General features: G+C 37.4%; 20 protein-coding genes. 9 read left to right on the forward strand and 11 right to left on the reverse strand.

Features of this window, described 5'->3' with window-relative positions:
* Nucleotides 1-2: 2 nt before the first annotated feature.
* Nucleotides 3-728, forward strand: a complete 726-nt coding sequence (locus HBN50_RS10345; RefSeq protein ID WP_273869728.1) for a hypothetical protein — start codon at nt 3-5, stop codon at nt 726-728.
* 9 nt (nt 729-737) lie between these two features.
* Nucleotides 738-1,103, forward strand: coding sequence for a bactofilin family protein (locus tag HBN50_RS10350; protein ID WP_273869730.1), 366 nt, complete (start codon nt 738-740; stop codon nt 1,101-1,103).
* Here HBN50_RS10350 and HBN50_RS10355 read toward each other — a convergent pair.
* Complete coding sequence (locus tag HBN50_RS10355) at nt 1,100-1,519, reverse strand: FliG C-terminal domain-containing protein (protein ID WP_273869731.1); 420 nt, start codon at nt 1,517-1,519, stop codon at nt 1,100-1,102. The two genes, HBN50_RS10350 and HBN50_RS10355, sit on opposite strands and share 4 nt — an antisense overlap.
* A 156-nt stretch (nt 1,520-1,675) precedes the next feature.
* On the opposite strand from HBN50_RS10355, the gene HBN50_RS10360 reads away from it, so the two are divergent.
* Both HBN50_RS10360 and HBN50_RS10365 read left to right on the forward strand, forming a co-directional pair.
* Complete coding sequence (locus HBN50_RS10360) at nt 1,676-2,152, forward strand: CarD family transcriptional regulator (RefSeq protein WP_273869733.1); 477 nt, start codon at nt 1,676-1,678, stop codon at nt 2,150-2,152.
* Complete coding sequence (locus tag HBN50_RS10365; RefSeq protein ID WP_273869735.1) at nt 2,152-2,433, forward strand: RNA recognition motif domain-containing protein; 282 nt, start codon at nt 2,152-2,154, stop codon at nt 2,431-2,433. Before HBN50_RS10360 ends, HBN50_RS10365 begins: the two co-directional genes overlap by 1 nt.
* A 29-nt stretch (nt 2,434-2,462) precedes the next feature.
* Here the strand turns inward: HBN50_RS10365 and rfaD are convergent, their stop codons facing one another.
* The 4 genes from rfaD to tatC form a co-directional block, all read right to left on the reverse strand.
* The gene (gene rfaD / locus HBN50_RS10370) at nt 2,463-3,425 is read right to left on the reverse strand and encodes an ADP-glyceromanno-heptose 6-epimerase (protein WP_273869737.1); all 963 of its coding nucleotides are present in this window, start codon (nt 3,423-3,425) and stop codon (nt 2,463-2,465) included.
* Nucleotides 3,422-3,901, reverse strand: coding sequence for a DUF4149 domain-containing protein (locus HBN50_RS10375; protein ID WP_273869738.1), 480 nt, complete (start codon nt 3,899-3,901; stop codon nt 3,422-3,424). Before HBN50_RS10375 ends, rfaD begins: the two co-directional genes overlap by 4 nt.
* 28 nt (nt 3,902-3,929) lie before the next feature.
* A complete protein-coding gene (locus tag HBN50_RS10380; RefSeq protein WP_273869739.1) occupies nt 3,930-5,273 on the reverse strand; it encodes an HD-GYP domain-containing protein in 1,344 nt (447 codons plus the stop codon).
* 126 nt (nt 5,274-5,399) lie between these two features.
* Nucleotides 5,400-6,137, reverse strand: coding sequence for a twin-arginine translocase subunit TatC (gene tatC / locus HBN50_RS10385; protein WP_273870853.1), 738 nt, complete (start codon nt 6,135-6,137; stop codon nt 5,400-5,402).
* 133 nt (nt 6,138-6,270) lie between these two features.
* On the opposite strand from tatC, the gene HBN50_RS10390 reads away from it, so the two are divergent.
* Nucleotides 6,271-6,879, forward strand: coding sequence for a hypothetical protein (locus HBN50_RS10390; protein WP_273869741.1), 609 nt, complete (start codon nt 6,271-6,273; stop codon nt 6,877-6,879).
* Between the two features lies 1 nt (nt 6,880).
* Here HBN50_RS10390 and HBN50_RS10395 read toward each other — a convergent pair whose 3' ends face one another.
* Together HBN50_RS10395 and map are read right to left on the reverse strand one after the other, a co-directional pair.
* Complete coding sequence (locus tag HBN50_RS10395; protein WP_273869742.1) at nt 6,881-7,669, reverse strand: (2Fe-2S)-binding protein; 789 nt, start codon at nt 7,667-7,669, stop codon at nt 6,881-6,883.
* A complete protein-coding gene (gene map, locus HBN50_RS10400; protein WP_273869743.1) occupies nt 7,656-8,426 on the reverse strand; it encodes a type I methionyl aminopeptidase in 771 nt (256 codons plus the stop codon). The genes HBN50_RS10395 and map overlap by 14 nt, the downstream gene beginning before the upstream one ends.
* 213 nt (nt 8,427-8,639) lie before the next feature.
* On the opposite strand from map, the gene HBN50_RS10405 reads away from it, so the two are divergent.
* From HBN50_RS10405 to aat, 4 genes are read left to right on the forward strand one after another with little or no spacing between them, the layout of a single operon-like run.
* Nucleotides 8,640-10,337 (forward strand): YiiX/YebB-like N1pC/P60 family cysteine hydrolase, encoded by a 1,698-nt coding sequence (locus tag HBN50_RS10405; RefSeq protein ID WP_273869744.1) that lies wholly within the window; start codon nt 8,640-8,642, stop codon nt 10,335-10,337.
* Complete coding sequence (locus HBN50_RS10410; RefSeq protein WP_273869745.1) at nt 10,298-11,272, forward strand: NAD(P)-dependent oxidoreductase; 975 nt, start codon at nt 10,298-10,300, stop codon at nt 11,270-11,272. Before HBN50_RS10405 ends, HBN50_RS10410 begins: the two co-directional genes overlap by 40 nt.
* Nucleotides 11,273-11,283: 11 nt before the next feature.
* Nucleotides 11,284-12,393, forward strand: a complete 1,110-nt coding sequence (locus tag HBN50_RS10415; RefSeq protein ID WP_273869747.1) for an arginase family protein — start codon at nt 11,284-11,286, stop codon at nt 12,391-12,393.
* Nucleotides 12,380-13,039, forward strand: a complete 660-nt coding sequence (gene aat / locus HBN50_RS10420) for a leucyl/phenylalanyl-tRNA--protein transferase (protein ID WP_273869750.1) — start codon at nt 12,380-12,382, stop codon at nt 13,037-13,039. Before HBN50_RS10415 ends, aat begins: the two co-directional genes overlap by 14 nt.
* On the opposite strand, the gene HBN50_RS10425 is transcribed toward aat, so the two are convergent.
* From HBN50_RS10425 to HBN50_RS10440, 4 genes are read right to left on the reverse strand one after another with little or no spacing between them, the layout of a single operon-like run.
* On the reverse strand, nt 13,036-13,722 hold the full coding sequence (locus HBN50_RS10425; RefSeq protein WP_273869753.1) for a hypothetical protein: 687 nt from the start codon (nt 13,720-13,722) through the stop codon (nt 13,036-13,038). The two genes, aat and HBN50_RS10425, sit on opposite strands and share 4 nt — an antisense overlap.
* A complete protein-coding gene (locus HBN50_RS10430) occupies nt 13,712-14,107 on the reverse strand; it encodes a 4Fe-4S binding protein (RefSeq protein ID WP_273869755.1) in 396 nt (131 codons plus the stop codon). The genes HBN50_RS10425 and HBN50_RS10430 overlap by 11 nt, the downstream gene beginning before the upstream one ends.
* Nucleotides 14,104-15,660 carry an NADH-quinone oxidoreductase subunit C gene (locus HBN50_RS10435; protein WP_273869757.1) on the reverse strand — a complete coding sequence of 519 codons (1,557 nt, stop codon included), beginning with the start codon at nt 15,658-15,660 and terminating at the stop codon, nt 14,104-14,106. The genes HBN50_RS10430 and HBN50_RS10435 overlap by 4 nt, the downstream gene beginning before the upstream one ends.
* Nucleotides 15,650-16,177 (reverse strand): hypothetical protein, encoded by a 528-nt coding sequence (locus HBN50_RS10440; RefSeq protein WP_273869759.1) that lies wholly within the window; start codon nt 16,175-16,177, stop codon nt 15,650-15,652. Before HBN50_RS10440 ends, HBN50_RS10435 begins: the two co-directional genes overlap by 11 nt.
* Between the last annotated feature and the right edge of the window lie 16 nt (nt 16,178-16,193).

Raw genomic sequence — 16,193 nt, forward strand, 5'->3', positions numbered from 1 at the left:
ATATGGAACAGCAGGCCCTTAATAAAGATAAATTCTCTTTCATTGTCTATGAAGGATCGAATTCACCGCGCTATTACGAAATGAAAAAGGCATTCTTTAGAGTTCTCGTCTTTGGATTGCCGATTATCACTGTCATTTCAATCATCGTTACTTTGAGCCTCATTATTTATTTTAAAGAAATACGAGCTCAGGCCATGAGAAAAGAGCCGGCCATTATCAACTCACTTAAGCATGAGAACTTTAAACTTCAAACAGAAGTTAATAAAGTGACTCTTCTCAATAAAGAGCTTGAGAACAAACTCACAAGTACTGATATTGGAAATTCGCTCGATAAGCTTTCTTTTCTTAAAACACCCGCGGGACAACTTGATAAAACAAGCCCAGCCATCTTCAATATTGAAGAGACACAAGTTCTAAGTGATAAAAATAATGTCGTGTTAAAGTTCAATTTGGTTAACTCGACTAAGGATGGAAGCCGTGTTTATGGCTATCTCCACGTTTTTGCGAGAATCAACGGACACTATGTTCACTACCCAAACTTAGACTCTGAGACGGATCAATTTGCAATTCAATTTAATGAAGGAGAATCGTTTGCGACCTCTCGTTTTAGACCTGTAAAAGCAAATTTTACGACTCCTAATAGTAAAGGAACTGCAATTTTCCAAGTGTTGGTCTTCTCTAGAACTGGAGATCTCCTTCACAAACAGATCATTGCGCAAAAACTCTAGGACTCTATCGTGACAAATTATATTAATATCCAAAACCAAGACTACACTTTCATAGGAAACGGCTCTCAGATTACGGGAAAGTTTCACTTTAAAGGCCACACAAGAGTCGCAGGCCATATCGAAGGTGAAATCACTATGATTGATGATCATGACCTCTCAATTGAAAGTTCTGGTCAATTTGAAGGCACAATCAATTGTCACAATATTGATATTTATGGCGTTTTCAATGGAAAAATTAACGCTACTGGGAAAATCTCCATCTACCCTTCTGCTCTTGTTCAAGGTGAAATTAAGGGACGCTCTCTTAAAATCTTACCAGGCTCCAGAGTTGACATGAGTGGTCACACTCTTGAAAAGTCAGCCAATCCCCTCTAAACAAATTCATCTGAGCCAAAGTTAATAAGGCCCTTTTCTTGGAGGGCCACTAATAATTCGAGAACTTCCTGCTCAACTTGATAAACTTCATTTAATGGCATTTTTCGATGATCTAAAATATCCATTGCCTCTGCCCTTAAACCTGTTGGCAGACCCTCTAAAACAGCTTCCCTCGTTTCAATCGACTGCAATTTCAGGCATATCGCAATTTTCTCTAAGGAAATATTTTTTAATAGATCAACTTTCATTTTTATTGTTAGACCAGCAAGGTCAGAAACCGAGATTAGAGACTTCTCGATCTTTGCAACGAGCTCGGGATCCCTCTTGGCCATCTGCTCCAAAATCCTCTTTCTCTCGCTTGAATTTAAGCCCTTCAATAGGAGAATGGCCTCTTGTAAACCGTTGATTCTAAACACTCGAAACTCCTTTCTACAAACAGCTTAAATTGTAATTAAATTGACTTCAACCCCTGGCCAGTGTAGCTTTTAAGTGTTTTAAGGCCTGTCTGTTTATTTTCGATTTTACTGCTGTTTACAGATTTAGCCCATTAATTTAAAAAAGGTTGATCTGTAATGTCATCACAACTCAAAGTAAATGACACTGTCGTCTCATCAAAATTTGGAATCGGTATTATTGTCGAATTTGAATATATTGAAGGCTTCGGTGGAGAATGTCTCTCGATCCAAGTTCACAACAAGAATGCCAAAGTTCTTATTCCAAATCGTGAATCTCACAAATTAAGAAAAGTAGCTACGCCAAATGAGTTACATGACTCTATCAAGAGGCTTTCTTCTAACATAACTGTTCGCGACTTTGAGTCGAAGAAAGATAGAATTAATTTTTTCAAGGAGCATTCAGAGGATCAATCGCTTAATGAGTCGATTGATATGATAAAAGAACTTAACACGCTTGACGATCGTGGCTCTGCAGAGAGCAAGATCCTGCAAACCCTAATTGATTCATTGGCCAACGAAATGGTCTTTGTTTTAGAGTCTGAATTTGATCACGCCAAAGAAACTATTCTCAATGCACTTGGAGGTAATAAGTGATGAATAAGCTATACGTAGGAAATATTTCTTTCCAAACAAACGAAGAAGAACTTAAAGAAGCATTCTCTCAACATGGAGAAGTACTTTCTGTAAAAATTATAACAGATAGAGATACAGGAAGAAGCCGTGGTTTTGGTTTTGTTGAAATGAACGACGCTGACCAAGCTAATGCTTGTGTTGAAAACCTTGATGGATACGAAGTTCAAGGTAGAGCTCTTAGAGTAAACATTGCTCAAGAAAAGCCAAAAGGCGAAAGAAGAAGCTTCAACAAAAAATGGTAATAAAAAGGCCCTCATATTTGAGGGCTTTTTTATTTCATTAAGTAGTTTTTCACATAATCTTCAACACCATCTTCCACACTCGACCATTTAAAATCTGGTAAAAGCTTAGAAAACTTTTCCATATTGGCCTCTGTAAAATATTGATATTGATTTCTAATACTCATCGGCATATCGATGAATTCGATATTCTCCTCTTTTCCCATGGCCTTAAAAGTTGCCTTCATAAGATCGAGAAAGCTTCGTGCACGACCTGTTCCCATATTATAGATTCCAGACGAAGAGCAAAGTTTTTTATCCATCATTTTAACTAAAGCGCGAGCAACATCACGTCCATAAACAAAGTCACGAAGTTGTTCACCATCTTTGAAGCCTTCTTTATGAGACTTGAATAACTTTACCTTTCCCGTCTCTAAAATCTGACCATAGGCCTTGTGAACGAGAGATCGCATATTGTCCTTGTGAGCTTCATTTGGCCCATATACATTGAAAAACTTAACACCAAACCAATGAGTCGGCTTCTCTTTTTGACGAAGTACCCATTCATCAAAAAGCTGCTTTGACCAACCATAAGGATTAAGTGGTTTTAAATCTTTTATCTTCTCAAGATCATCGTTATAGCCCTGCTCACCTGCTCCATATGTCGCTGCAGAAGATGCATAAATAAAAGGAATATTTTTTTGAAGTGCCAAGTGAAATAGATTCTGAGAATAAAGGACATTATTTCTCATAAGATAATCAACATCTCTTTCTGTTGTGGCAGAGCAAGCTCCCATATGAAAAATAGCTGTTACATCTTGAAGAACCTCATCATTTGATCCATCAAAGAGTTCATCAGCATGAATGAATTCATCAAATTTAACATCGCGAAGATTGAGCCATTTTTGACCCTCTCTCAAACGGTCGACGACAACGATATCCTGACGTCCACTATCATTTAACTCTTTTATAAGTAAGCTACCGATAAAACCGGCACCACCAGTTACAAGAATCATACTCTTTCACCTTTTGGTAATTGGCGAGAATAAAGGCCAACCATAATCAGTAATAAAATAACTTTAACACTATCCATCTTAACATATAAGTGATGATAAAAATTGTGTTGTTGTTCAATTTTCACATAGGCCTCACTCTCCATATCAAGTTCACGCTTTTGCTCACTTAAAGTTGAGATCATTGGAGTTATGTGAAAAGTATAGGAAGCTGCGATAAAAAGCAGGAAGAAAGCAAAAGAAAGCTGAAGCTTCTTTACCTTAGAAGGCCTCTTCTTAAGAGCTAAAAAAGCGAATGAAATTAAAATGAGAGAAAAAATAAATTCTATGGGATTGAAAATAGAAAATAAACGAATCCCAACATTGGCCGCTTCATAGAGTTTAGAAACAGTTCTAAAAACAATCGGTACGGCCACAAAATCAATGAGACAACTCATTGATAGCCAACCGACACAGAGGGCAAAAATAAATCTTAACATAAAGACTCCTTTGTATAGAGTCTTACACCTATTTACTTAAAATGACCTCTCGCAATGCTTCAATTGGCTTTTTGAAATTCCCACTAGAATACTTCTTGACCACTTCTTCAAACGCCTTAGGAAGCTTTTGCAGAATAAAGCCAATCTTATAAAGCTCAAGAGCAAGTGCATGGCAAGAAATGAAAATACACTCTAATTGACTCATATTCGTTGCAGGAAGGCCCTTAGGGTAACTATCAGCTCCAGCACCTTCGTGATGGTTAGCAATCATTTTGATCACTTCCATTGAAACATTCATTTCGCCGGCCAGCATTTCTGCCATTATTTCAGGGTGCTCTTGGATTTCTCTTCTTTGAGCTGGCGTTAAATCGGTCCACGACTCTTTTCCTTGGTGTTCGAAATAAGCGAGTTTTGAATTTTCAAAACCAAAATCGTGAAACATCGCCGCCATACAGATTTTCTCTCTCACCTGTTCACTTTGCCAGTCCATTTTATTACAGACTTCAAGGGCGAAAACCATTGTTAAGTAACTATGATCGTAGATGAAAGTATTGCTATCATTTTTAAAGCGCGACATAAGACTTTTAAATTTTGGTGATTTAAAATCATCTAAAATTTTATTAATCGTTTGCTTTGAAACACTAATAATATGCTTTGATACACCGAGGTCCTCCACCATTTCGTGAAGTGCTTCATGAGATTTTAAAGCGTAGTCCTCACAGTCTTTGACGTTATCTGGGTGAACGAGATCTTTTGTAAAAAAGAGTTCTGAATATTTATAAAAATCATCAATCGTTAAAAAGAGCTCTTTAACACCTTTATCTTTAATCGTTGCAATTCTATCTAAATCAACCTTTTCGCCCTCATTCGCAAACTTCACAAACTTTCTAGAAGAAAGTGAGAGAAAAATATCACAAGGATAGATATTAATTTTTCTAAAGAGAGTAATACGAATCCCCATGAACTCGGCCTGCTTTTCTGCCCTTGCGCTTGAGACCTCTTTTTGAAAGAGATCAGAAATACGTGAAGCTGCAGCAATAACGCTCAAAGGCTTCTTTAAGACACTATCGTATCCAAGAGAATCCACTTGCTCCTGTAACTTAGGATCAAGAGTGCCATCGGAGATAAAGATGAATTTAACTTTCTTACCATAGATTTTTACGACTTCTGTCAGCCTTGCCTTTTGAGCATCATCAGAAACGATATCAAGATCAATAATACACAAATCAAGACTATCGATGAGAGAAAGTCCTTCATTGAGATGGTTAACTTGTGTTGAAATACTGGAGATATTGGCCGAACGAATAACCGCACTAACTTTTTCAGCTAGTTCATACTCTTGAATTAGAATTAGAATTCTTAAAGAATCCATTGAATCTCCCCTTTCACATTTATTCTTTTATTATATCGGAAAAGAAGAAATTAATTTTAGATAAAACGATAACTTAGCGCATTTTGCCTCTGAAAAGCGAAGAACAAAGGGAATTCTTAAGAGAGCCTAACCATGCTGGCGCTCAATATAGGGGTGAACGATCAGAGAAACAGCTAAGATTCCGATCTCAAAAAGAAAGGTTAAAGGAATCCAAAGTCCCATCATTGTGATGATATCAGGAGGTGTTAAAACAGCTGATATAACGGCAAAACCAACATAGACATAGCGTCTCATATTGCGAAGAGACTGCTTTGTAACAAGCCCCATAAAGCCTAGAATCAAAAGAACATTGGGAAGCTGAAAGAGAAAGCCTAGAAAAACGAGAACCTTACTAGTTAGAACAAGATATTCTTTAAGACTAATTTGAGCTGTAACATCACTGACCCCAAAGTTCATCAGAGTTTCAAATGTCAGCGGGAAAACTAAGAAATATCCAAAGCAAATCCCAAGAGCGAAGAAAATAAAACCAACAAAAATGAAGGGTCTAGTTGCTTTAACTTCGTATTCATAGAGCCCAGGCTTAATAAACTTCCAAAGCTGATAAAACCAAAATGGAGAGGAAACAATTACAGAAGTCCAAAAGGCCACCTGAAATTGGGAGAGAACTTTATCGAGAATTCCAAGGTAAACAACTTCACCTAGAGCATCCTTACCGCTACCGCTGAGTGCATTTCTTAGGGGTTGAAGTAAAAGCTCAGAAATCTGATCCCCAACTCCATAACAAACGAAGAAGCTTATTGTTAAAATGATAACGACTTTGATTAATCGTCCTCTAAGCTCTTCTAAATGTTCTACTAAAGTCATCTCTTTCAAGAGAAATCCCCTATCAAAATGAAATATGTTAATATTTGCAATAACATACCGATAATGCAATATAAGATATTTTCATTGTATAGCTTTTTAGAGCAAAATTGTAACGGGAAAATGTAAAAAGAAGATGCGTATTTATAAATTGATGATCATTCCATTCCTCTTGTTTAGTTCAAATGTCCTCGCGGTCTCAGACATTCTCAAATGCCTTGCCAAGGAAGAACTTATTATCCACAAGAAGAAGTCCACAGGACCTCTCTATAGGCTGAATCAAACGCTCATCAATGGCGTCAGTTCACTTGGTTCAATGCCACTAAAAAAAGATTTTTACCAACGCATTTGCGGGGAGAATATCACAAACTCTCCTTCGCTTAATTTCCTACAAATTGGCCTCATTTATGGCAAGAGAATGTACCCGACCCTAAGTGAAGAAGCTAGCTCTCAGGAGCGTTTCCAATATTCTGAAATGCAAAGAGTTATGGATGGATTAACTAAGACATTTTTTAATTACGTCTCTCAAGTCCAGGCCTTGAGCCCAAGTGCAAAATGTCTAAAAGAAGAAATTCCTGAGCTCGATGAACTCTATCTTAGGTTTCGCTATTTAAGTTCGGAAATATCGCCAGACTGGGCCTACAAAGAAAGAAAATCTCTTACTCGCATTTTTAACTCGCTCAACAATCTTGAGAATATTTTTAAAAGCTGCAAAGAAAGAGACAATAAGAAGAATAAGAAATAACTTATAAGACAGGATTAAAATGAATCCCAGTCTCCTCTTTAAGTTTAGAAAAGACTTCTTTTGCTTTTGAGCTTTCAAGTTCTCCACTTAGAACAACATCGTAGCCACTTAAATCGACAAGATCGACACCTGGGCAGTTAAGATCTAAGAACTCTTGAATATATAAGATCCAATAGGCCGGATTTTTCCCTTGAATAAGAAGGTAGCGCTGATCGCGATCAAAGCGTGACTGTTCCCCACTTCCAATACTTAAGCCAAGAGAGTCTTTATAAGATTGAATGAACTCTTCTATATCTGGAGAACAGCTTGCACAACCGGCCTGGGCCATTGTTAAATTTGTGGCATCAAGAGCACTCGTCACTTCCCCCTTAACTAACAGGGCCAGCAACTTTTCACGACTCACACCAAAACAACGACAAAGAAGAGTTCCCTCTTCCTCAATTGGTCTTGCAAAGCCTAAGAAGTTTAGCTTCTTGATAAGCTGTTTCGTTAAAGTATAGGGAATGAAAAAAAGCTCCCCCTCTCTTTGAGCACTCGTCCAGTCGAGAGAATCTAAATTTGAAAGTTCACTTCCCTCTAGAGTTGCCTTTAAATAGGAGAATTGAGAATGTAAAAAGGAATCGACCTCACCTTTGAAGTCGTAATTAAAACTCTCGATCTTATTTTTTCGACCAAGCTCAATTGAAAGAAGAACCTTTAAGTCACCAAGAGTGAATTCATGTTCAACCGTTGGAAGAAATGCTTTGTGGCATCCTGCAGGAGCTTTTAGATGGTCACTAAAAAGTTGCATTCTCTTCCTTTCTAAGAGTTAGGATTTCATGTCCATCTTCAGTAACAAGAATCGTATGCTCAAATTGAGCACTCCATTTCCCATCACGAGTGAGTACCGTCCAACCGTCCTTCAAGACTTTTGACTGCTTAACACCTAAATTAATCATTGGCTCAATTGTAAAAGTCATCCCAGGCTTTATTTCTGGTCCCGTTCCTCGTTTACCTACGTGAACAACTTGAGGCTCTTCGTGAAACTCTCTCCCAATTCCATGACCACAGTAATCTTCAACAACTGTATAGCCTTGATCGTGGGCAATCTCTTGAATAATTGCTCCGATATCACCAATATGGGCCCCTGGGCGCACTTGATTGATTCCCTCTCTCATACATTGGTAAGTTACATCAACAAGCTTTTTCACTTCGTCGCTAACGTTTCCAACAAGAAAAGTTTTATTCGTATCACCATGAAATTTATTTAAATAAGTCGTAACATCAATATTGAGAATATCACCATCTTGAAGAACTTCTTTTTGATTAGGAATACCATGGCAAATAACATCGTTTCTCGATGTACACACACTCTTAGGAAAACCGTGATAATTAAGTGGCGAAGGATAGGCACCATGCTTGAGAATATAGTCATGGCAAAGCTGATTGAGTTCTTCAGTCGTTACACCAGGCTTAACAAATGGTTCAATATACTCGAGAGTTGAAGCAGCTAAGCGGCTTGTCTCTCTCATTAATTCAATTTCTCTTTTAGATTTAATCGAAATCATGCTCTGTCCTATTTTTTTATCCATTTTTAACTGTTTTTATGCCCTTCTGGGCTCCAAGTCAAATTGTGAGGTCTGGTTATGGCCAAATTTTAGGTTCAACACAGACAAAAAACAATATTTATTTCAACTAGTTAAAGTGTCAGGCTTTTTCAGATGACGAAATGGTCATAAATTGATTCAATGGGCTCGAAATTTCAAAGGAAAGGGGATCTAATGAAATTTTTTATTCTTATTACGACTTTATTGGTGGCCTTAACGAGTCAGGCTTCAATAAAAATGGACGCACTTCGCTATCCGACAAACTTCTTTTGGGAAACAAGAGAAAAGCTACTTAAAGTTTCCATCAAAAAAGAGAGTAGCGGAAAGTATCTCAAACACAATTTGGTACAGTTGATCACACTCTCAGAAATAGCTTCAGACATTAAGGATTACAGTTCCGAATTTTCACTTCAAGTTCAAAATACAATTTCTGATAAAGATGTCCTCTCAGGTGAAGACCTCGATATCATGAGTAAATTAGTCGATGCCTACCAGCTTATCTCACTTAAATATCTTCATCTCATCGTTACCTATTCCCCACAAAACCCCTATGATGACTATGAAGATCTTTTTCAAAAGGTCTCTCCCTATAGAAAGAAGGCCAATCTCATTTGGTACACAGCTCAGATGGAGCTTTTTAATCACTATATTCAAACCTACGATGACTACTGGAAAAATGGTGAGTCTCGACGTGTCATTAAAAATATTTTTCTCTCTAAGAAAAATGTTGAAGGCCTTACACAAATCGCCAATAGTCTTTTAAAAAGAGACAATAGATTAAGGCTAAAAGTCTTAACAAAGAAACTTAAAAGAGATTGGAAGAACGTTTTTGTTAACACCAATATCGATCTCCAGTTAATTAATCGCATTCTTTTAAAGAACGATTCAGTTAAAGAAATTGTCGAACGCAGATATGGTGTTCTTTGGACCTATAATGTTACGGATTCCTTTGTTTCTCTTATAGGAAAGATTACAAACTTCTTTTCTAAAGTATTTGGAAATGTTGTCGGTGCAATTCGTTGGAGACATGGTTACTTACACGATGATCCCGTTATCTTTAAACATCTTATTCAAAAACTTAGGCCGCTCGATATTCTCGTTGAAAAAACGCCTTTTGCCCTTACTGATACTTTCATTCCTGGGCACTTTGGCCATGTTGCCATTTGGGTTGGAACTGAAGAGCAGCTTAAAAAGTATGGACTTTGGGACTCTCCGGCGATTCGACCTTACCAAGAGACGATCCGACAAGGTTACACTATTTTTGAAGCAGTCCGCGAAGGTGTTCGCTTTACAACTCTTGAAGACTTCTTAGAAATTGATGAAATTGGGATAATCAGAGACCCTTCTCTCATTGCCGATAAGCAAATGGCCGACCTTTCTTTTGAAAGGGCCTTTCAGCATATTGGAAAAGAATACGATTTCAACTTTGACGTCTCAACGACTGATAAAATTGTTTGTAGCGAATTGATCTTTCTCGCTCTTGGTCACATTAACTGGCCGACTGAATATGTTTGGGGAAGAAATACAATTTCGCCCGATAATGTAAGTGAATTGATATTCTATCAAAACGCCCCGATCTCACTTCAATACTATCTGGTTTCCAAGAAAAAGGGATCGGCCAGAAGTCTTAACTTAGATAAGTTTGCAAAAAACTTGAATTATGAACAAGACTTCATAAACTCAACGCAAAGTAATCCTATTTATCATAAGAAGATTGATTCATGCCGAACTGTGCGAGTTAAGTCACCTTTTACAGGAGAAGTGACGACAAAACGTGTTTGTGGTGTAAAATATAAAAAATATTACTATGACGTTTTTAACAAAGGTTCTTCATGGCAGAAGTGGTACGCACAACCAAACGATTTAAAGTAATCAGAAAAAGAGTCTCTGAGTATCAGGGAAATAACTTTAAACAATTTGAAAAAGATCACTTAGAAATTATTCCAGAAATTGATTACATATGGTCAGAAGATGGGTCCAACGAACAGGGCCCACTGATCCTCATAACAAATTCCCAAACAGATATCGAACAATTTAGCGATGAAGAACTGGCAAAAACAGAGCTTTTGATTCATCCAAATTCTGGCCACGATAATCTAACAAAGGAATTTGTAGAAAAAGTAAATTTCCCAATCATTCTAGGAAATCCAATTCGCTCTCATGCTGTAGTCAATTATATTATGAGTGCTCTTTTTAAACACTTTGTTCACTTTGAACATCAAAAAGAATGGGACCCTAATCGCGAATGGAATCGATCTCTTCTAAAAGAGAAAAATATTCTTCTTATTGGTTATGGGCACATTGGAAAACTCGTCCATCAATCTCTTGGACCCCTCGTTAAAGACATTCATATCTATGATCCAGACAAAGGTCATAGTGAATTAAAGCTTGAGGATCGAAATATTGTTATTGTCGCCGCGAGCTTAAACCCGACATCCCATGGTCTCATTGATAAGAAGTTTTTAAATTCACTTCCAACAGACTTTGTTCTTATCAATCCAGCTCGAGGAAAGATTGTTAACCAACTAGAGCTGATGGAAGTCTTCTCTAAAAACAAAAGAGCAACTGCCTATCTCGATGTTTTTGAGAACGAACCCTATAGTAGCCTAGACTTTTTGGGATTAAATAATATTATGACCACATCTCACATCGCTGGCGTTTACTCTGGACTCAATAGTGAGATTGTTAAATATGAATTCGATGTCATCAATAAATTTATTGAGTATTACGATGATCTCAATGCTTTCAAAGAGCATTTTTCAGATCTATTACTACAAAATAAATTACGTGGTGATTACTTTCTATAGGAAGCTTTGCAATGAAAAATAAAATATTAAAAGATAAAATGAACGCTTATCTCTGTCCTCCGGGAAATGGAGTCTTTACTGTAAATACAGCAAAAGAGAGAAAAGAAGTTCTTCATAAAAAGATTTACGGTCAAACTCAAGAAATTGAAACTCAATGGCAAAAGTCGCTAGAGAATCTTGATGAATCTTCTAAGGCCTGTATCTTAGGGATTTGTTCCGATACAGGAGGTGGGATTCTTAGAGGAGCAAACTGGGGTCCACTCTTTTTAAGGCTTCAGCTTCTAAATGACTACCCAGAACTTGTAACGCAAGATTTAGGTGATGTTAGAGTTATCCCTCACCTTTTACATGATAAATATCTCAATGACCCAACTATAGCGAATTGTCGAAAGGCACTCTATGGAGAAGACAATTCTTCTCTTCCGGTTAGTTCACTTTCGATTGCCGAAGACTTTGTGAGTTCCTTTTATGAGAATTATCCAAAGAAAGGACTCTTCTCAATTGGTGGTGATCACTCAGTAAGTTATCCACTTGTTAAGAGTTATCTCCAATCGAGAAAGAAACAAGGAATTAAAGCAGCCGTTATCCACTTTGATGCTCATACCGACCTTCTTGTTGAAAGACTTGGAATTGATATTTGTTTTGGCTCATGGGCAACCCATATCTTAGGAGATCTCGAATCTCCAGACCTACTTTTCCAAATAGGAATTAGATCATCAGGAAGGCCAAAAGAACACTGGGAGTCGACTTTTGGTGTTCGCCAATTCTGGGCCAATGAAGTTCTCAAGCAAGGTCCATCGGCCATTAGTGCGGCAATTCTTAAAAGTCTAAAAGAGCAAAATGTAGATGAACTCTATGTTAGTTTTGATATTGATGCCCTCGATGCCAAGTACGCATCAGCTACGGGAACTCCAGAAATCGGTGGACTTGCTCCGCACGATGCTATGGTCATCCTAAAAGAACTCGAAAAAGAGTTTCCAATTAAAAGTGCTGACATGGTAGAGATTGCTCCATTTCTAGCAACAGAAAATGCAGATCAATCTGAGCCCGATTCTACATTGGCCGTAGGTGCAAGCCTGTCTGCTTTTATGATTGAGGCCATCAACCGTGCCAATACTTAAATTCCCCCCGCTCGTTCAGGCCGATGAGAATGGTCTCCTCGCAATTGGAGGAGACCTAAGTATTGACTCACTTTTATTGGCCTATATGCACGGAATATTCCCCTGGCCAATTAATGATGAATATCCGCTTGCCTGGTTTAGTCCAGACCCAAGAGGTTTAATCGAATTAAAAGATTTTCATCTTCCACGTTCTTTAAAAAAGTTCTTAAAAAAATGTGACTATCAGATAACCTATAATCAAGCGTTCAAAGAAGTTATGCTTAAATGCCAAGAACTAACAAATCGAACAGATCAAGATGGAACGTGGATCACTGAAGAAATTTTAAAGGCCTATCATGATCTCTTTCTAGCGGGATTCGCTTATAGCGTAGAATGCTGGAGTGATGGTGAGTTAATCGGTGGTCTTTATGGTGTGAAAATTAATCGTTATTTTTCTGGTGAATCGATGTTCTATAGAAAAGAGAATGCATCCAAAGTTGTTCTCTATTCTCTGTGCCAAAAATTGGATGAACTCGGAGTTGAGTTTCTCGATACTCAAATGGTAACTCCAGTTGTTGCATCTCTAGGTGGTAGAGAAATGGATCGTGATGAGTTTATCAAGCGACTCCAATCGGCAATTGCCAGACCTTTAGAGAGTGACTTTTAATTTAAAAAAAGGCCCTTTTCATAAAACTTATTCATATCTTTGTGATCGATATTTAATAGAAAAGCTAATTTTAAGAGTTGGTTTTTAAAAGACTGTTTCCAAAATCCGTTTTGATGAAATCGAATCGCCGAAGTGGTCGAATAAAAATTTAACATATGCGCTTGATAGCGTTTATTAAATTTCTGGCTAATTAACGTATCTTCAAAGATCTCCACCTCATCAAAAGAGAGATCACCCATTGCTCTTTGAACAAAGATACAATGATCTAAATAAAAAACTTCTTTAATCTTTGCTCTTACATTATTTGAATACCAAGAAGTAAAAAGAAGCCCCAGAGACCTTTGATCAAAGCGATGAACAAAACCACCCCACATTTGATCAGCGCGAAGTTTTGTTAATTGCAATAACCCCAATCGATCGACAAATGATCTTGGATGGTGAAAGAGAATCACATCGCCACATGCGCTTTTAAGGGCATGATTCATTTTTATGGCGCGAGAGGGATCTGAAAATTCTAAGGGAGAAAAGCCATAACTTGATATCAACTCACTTGTTCCATCACTTGATGAACCGACAAAGAGTATCTCAAATTGGTTACCAAGAGTTTTAAAACTGATCAGGTTCTTTAAAAAGACGGTGGACTCCATCTCATTTTTAAAGGGATAGATAATACTAACCTTCATCAGACTCACGATCTAAATTAATAATAAACTCTTTATTCTCTCCATGAGAACAAAATGAACTCTCTGTTGAAGAAATAAGGATTTTATCTGGACAGAAATCGACACAGTCTTGGCAATAAATACACTTCTCTACATCGAGATAGAGATTTGTTTGTTTCAATTCAAGGGCATTCGTTGGACATATATCCACACAGACCTGACAGTCTTTACAATAAAGTGGCGTTTTCTTTTTTGGGATGCCCCTAAAGTCGAGTGAACTTAAAAACTCTGGAGTTCTCTTATTCTTAGTAACGAGATAAAAGAGATCTCTAAAAAAGAGAATAATTGTCTCTTTGAAAGCTGCTAGAGCACCTCTTTCTTGATAGAGGTCTTTATCTAAAATCATCTATCGACCTCTCTGGTTTCAATTCCAAAGATTGAAAAGCTCGTTGATAGATCAACGAGAGATGCATCTTTAAGAAGTGTCTCTAAAGATTGCAATTGTGAATATGAAGGCGTTCTAAGCTTCACCATTGCAGGAGAATTCTTAGAAATTGGACCAATAAACATCTGCCCTAACTCTCCGTTGGTCCCCTCTATGGAGCTATAAAAAAGATCACTCTCAACGACAATTCCCTGTCTGACTTTTTCAATATACTGTTCGCGATCAACTTTTCTTAATTCTTCTAAATCTCTTAAAGGTCCCGTTTGAGACTCTCCTAAAGGCAGATTATCAAGAACCTGAAGAATAATTTGAATCGACTGAAATATTTCTTCCAAACGAACAAGATAGCGATCGTAATTTGTACCATTGATTCCTAAAGGGATTTCAAATTGGACTTCATTATAAAAGTAAAAAGGGTCAACTTTCCTAAGATCATAATTAATTCCACTTGATCTTAAACTAGGACCAGTAAGGCCATAAGACAAAGCATCTGTTGCCTCGATTTCAAATGTTTTTGTTTTACTCATCCAATGATTAGAATTTGTAAAAGACCTTTTTAACAAATGAAGGGACTTGGATAATTCCGATAAAACGCTAAGACACTTTGATATCCAACCAACAGGAAGATCACTACATACTCCACCAAGTTTTATAATACCTTCTCCATACTGAGACTTATTGTAGGCATTAAATAGTGAATGAATGCTATTTTTGAATCCTAGAAGTTGAAAACTCTCAATATCTACTTTGAATTGACTGAAAACTCTTTCAAAAACATAGAGATGACCAGAGATTCGCGATAACTCTAAAAGAACCATACGAATGGCCTGAGCTCTTTCAGTAATCGATAGGTTAAGTTTTAACTCGATGGCATGATACCAACTAAAAGCATACTCAACAGAATAAGGTGCAAAATAAGATTCTAAAAGAGATGGAATTTGAAGGTAGCTCTTAGTACGAAGCGAGTCCTCTAAAGCTATGCGATGAAATCCTGGCAAGAACTCCAATCGACATATTCGATCACCATCTAATTCAAGACCAATCTTAGCAATATTTTGTCCATGAGGACCAAGAGGGCCCACTTCCAAATATTCTCTAGACAACTCAATCTCTTCACTTACTGAAAGATCACGCTTAAATCCATTGAGTTCAGGATGCTCTTTTGAGACAAAGAGTGGACTGAGTTTTTTATGATCAGAAATGATAAATTGATTAACATACTCTCTTTCATACCAGCTCGCACTCGGATAAATATCACTAATACTTTCTCGGTAATGATGATTGAGAGGAAATGTCACGATCAACTTTTTATGAAATTCTAAATTAACGAGAACAAAGTAAATTTGAGATTCAAATGTTGCCACATCGGCCAATTGAATAAATCCATAAGTGTTTTTCAGTTCATAGAAAATGGACTTTTCAAATTGATCGACAGTTAGCTTACTTTGTAGCTCTCCTAACTGATACTTTTCTTTAAAACGTTCTTTAAGAGCAGTTTCTAAACTAGCCAACATGAGCGCAGACTCCTTTTTCAACTCTCTGATAAAGAAGCTCCATTCCCTCTAAAATCGCTTTTGAGGAGGGCCTTCCGCCTGGAATGTAGACATCTATCGGAATCAACTCATCACTCCAATAACAAGGGCGTTCACTTGAAAAATGTGATCTCGTATTTTTTGCACCTACAAAGACGACCCACTTTCGACTAGGCATCTTCTGGTAAATGTCATAAATTTCAGCAAAGAGTGCTTCTGTAATTGGTCCTCTCACAATGAGGACATCTGCTTCAAAAGCAGAGTCAGACAGAGCAAGAAAAGTTCTAACCTTAGATTTTTTGATCTCACCAAGAAGCCAAGATCCATTAATTTTGGAAATGCCAAGGGGATCGAGAACTTGAAAGAATGAAAGCCTTTTGAGGCTCATCCAGCGAATCACTTTCTCTTTGAATGTTTTTGGTTCATGAGTAACCGCGAGTTTTTCCAAAGAATATTGATCTTTGCTAAATCGGGATACTCTATCATCTTGAACGCCCAAAGGCGGTCTCCTAGTA

Origin of the sequence: Halobacteriovorax sp. GB3 (assembly GCF_028649655.1) — a bacterium.
GTDB lineage: Bacteria > Bdellovibrionota > Bacteriovoracia > Bacteriovoracales > Bacteriovoracaceae > BSW11-IV.

Bases quoted from the DNA above. Each gene is read 5' to 3' on its own strand.
- HBN50_RS10345 (WP_273869728.1), top strand. From the start codon at position 3: ATGGAACAGCAGGCCCTTAATAAAGATAAATTCTCTTTCATTGTCTAT.
- HBN50_RS10360 (WP_273869733.1), top strand. From the start codon at position 1,676: ATGTCATCACAACTCAAAGTAAATGACACTGTCGTCTCATCAAAATTT.
- HBN50_RS10365 (WP_273869735.1), top strand. From the start codon at position 2,152: ATGAATAAGCTATACGTAGGAAATATTTCTTTCCAAACAAACGAAGAA.
- rfaD (WP_273869737.1), bottom strand. From the start codon at position 3,425: ATGATTCTTGTAACTGGTGGTGCCGGTTTTATCGGTAGCTTACTTATA.
- HBN50_RS10375 (WP_273869738.1), bottom strand. From the start codon at position 3,901: ATGTTAAGATTTATTTTTGCCCTCTGTGTCGGTTGGCTATCAATGAGT.
- HBN50_RS10380 (WP_273869739.1), bottom strand. From the start codon at position 5,273: ATGGATTCTTTAAGAATTCTAATTCTAATTCAAGAGTATGAACTAGCT.
- tatC (WP_273870853.1), bottom strand. From the start codon at position 6,137: ATGACTTTAGTAGAACATTTAGAAGAGCTTAGAGGACGATTAATCAAA.
- HBN50_RS10390 (WP_273869741.1), top strand. From the start codon at position 6,271: ATGCGTATTTATAAATTGATGATCATTCCATTCCTCTTGTTTAGTTCA.
- HBN50_RS10395 (WP_273869742.1), bottom strand. From the start codon at position 7,669: ATGCAACTTTTTAGTGACCATCTAAAAGCTCCTGCAGGATGCCACAAA.
- map (WP_273869743.1), bottom strand. From the start codon at position 8,426: ATGATTTCGATTAAATCTAAAAGAGAAATTGAATTAATGAGAGAGACA.
- HBN50_RS10405 (WP_273869744.1), top strand. From the start codon at position 8,640: ATGAAATTTTTTATTCTTATTACGACTTTATTGGTGGCCTTAACGAGT.
- HBN50_RS10410 (WP_273869745.1), top strand. From the start codon at position 10,298: ATGGCAGAAGTGGTACGCACAACCAAACGATTTAAAGTAATCAGAAAA.
- HBN50_RS10415 (WP_273869747.1), top strand. From the start codon at position 11,284: ATGAAAAATAAAATATTAAAAGATAAAATGAACGCTTATCTCTGTCCT.
- HBN50_RS10425 (WP_273869753.1), bottom strand. From the start codon at position 13,722: ATGAAGGTTAGTATTATCTATCCCTTTAAAAATGAGATGGAGTCCACC.
- HBN50_RS10430 (WP_273869755.1), bottom strand. From the start codon at position 14,107: ATGATTTTAGATAAAGACCTCTATCAAGAAAGAGGTGCTCTAGCAGCT.
- HBN50_RS10435 (WP_273869757.1), bottom strand. From the start codon at position 15,660: ATGTTGGCTAGTTTAGAAACTGCTCTTAAAGAACGTTTTAAAGAAAAG.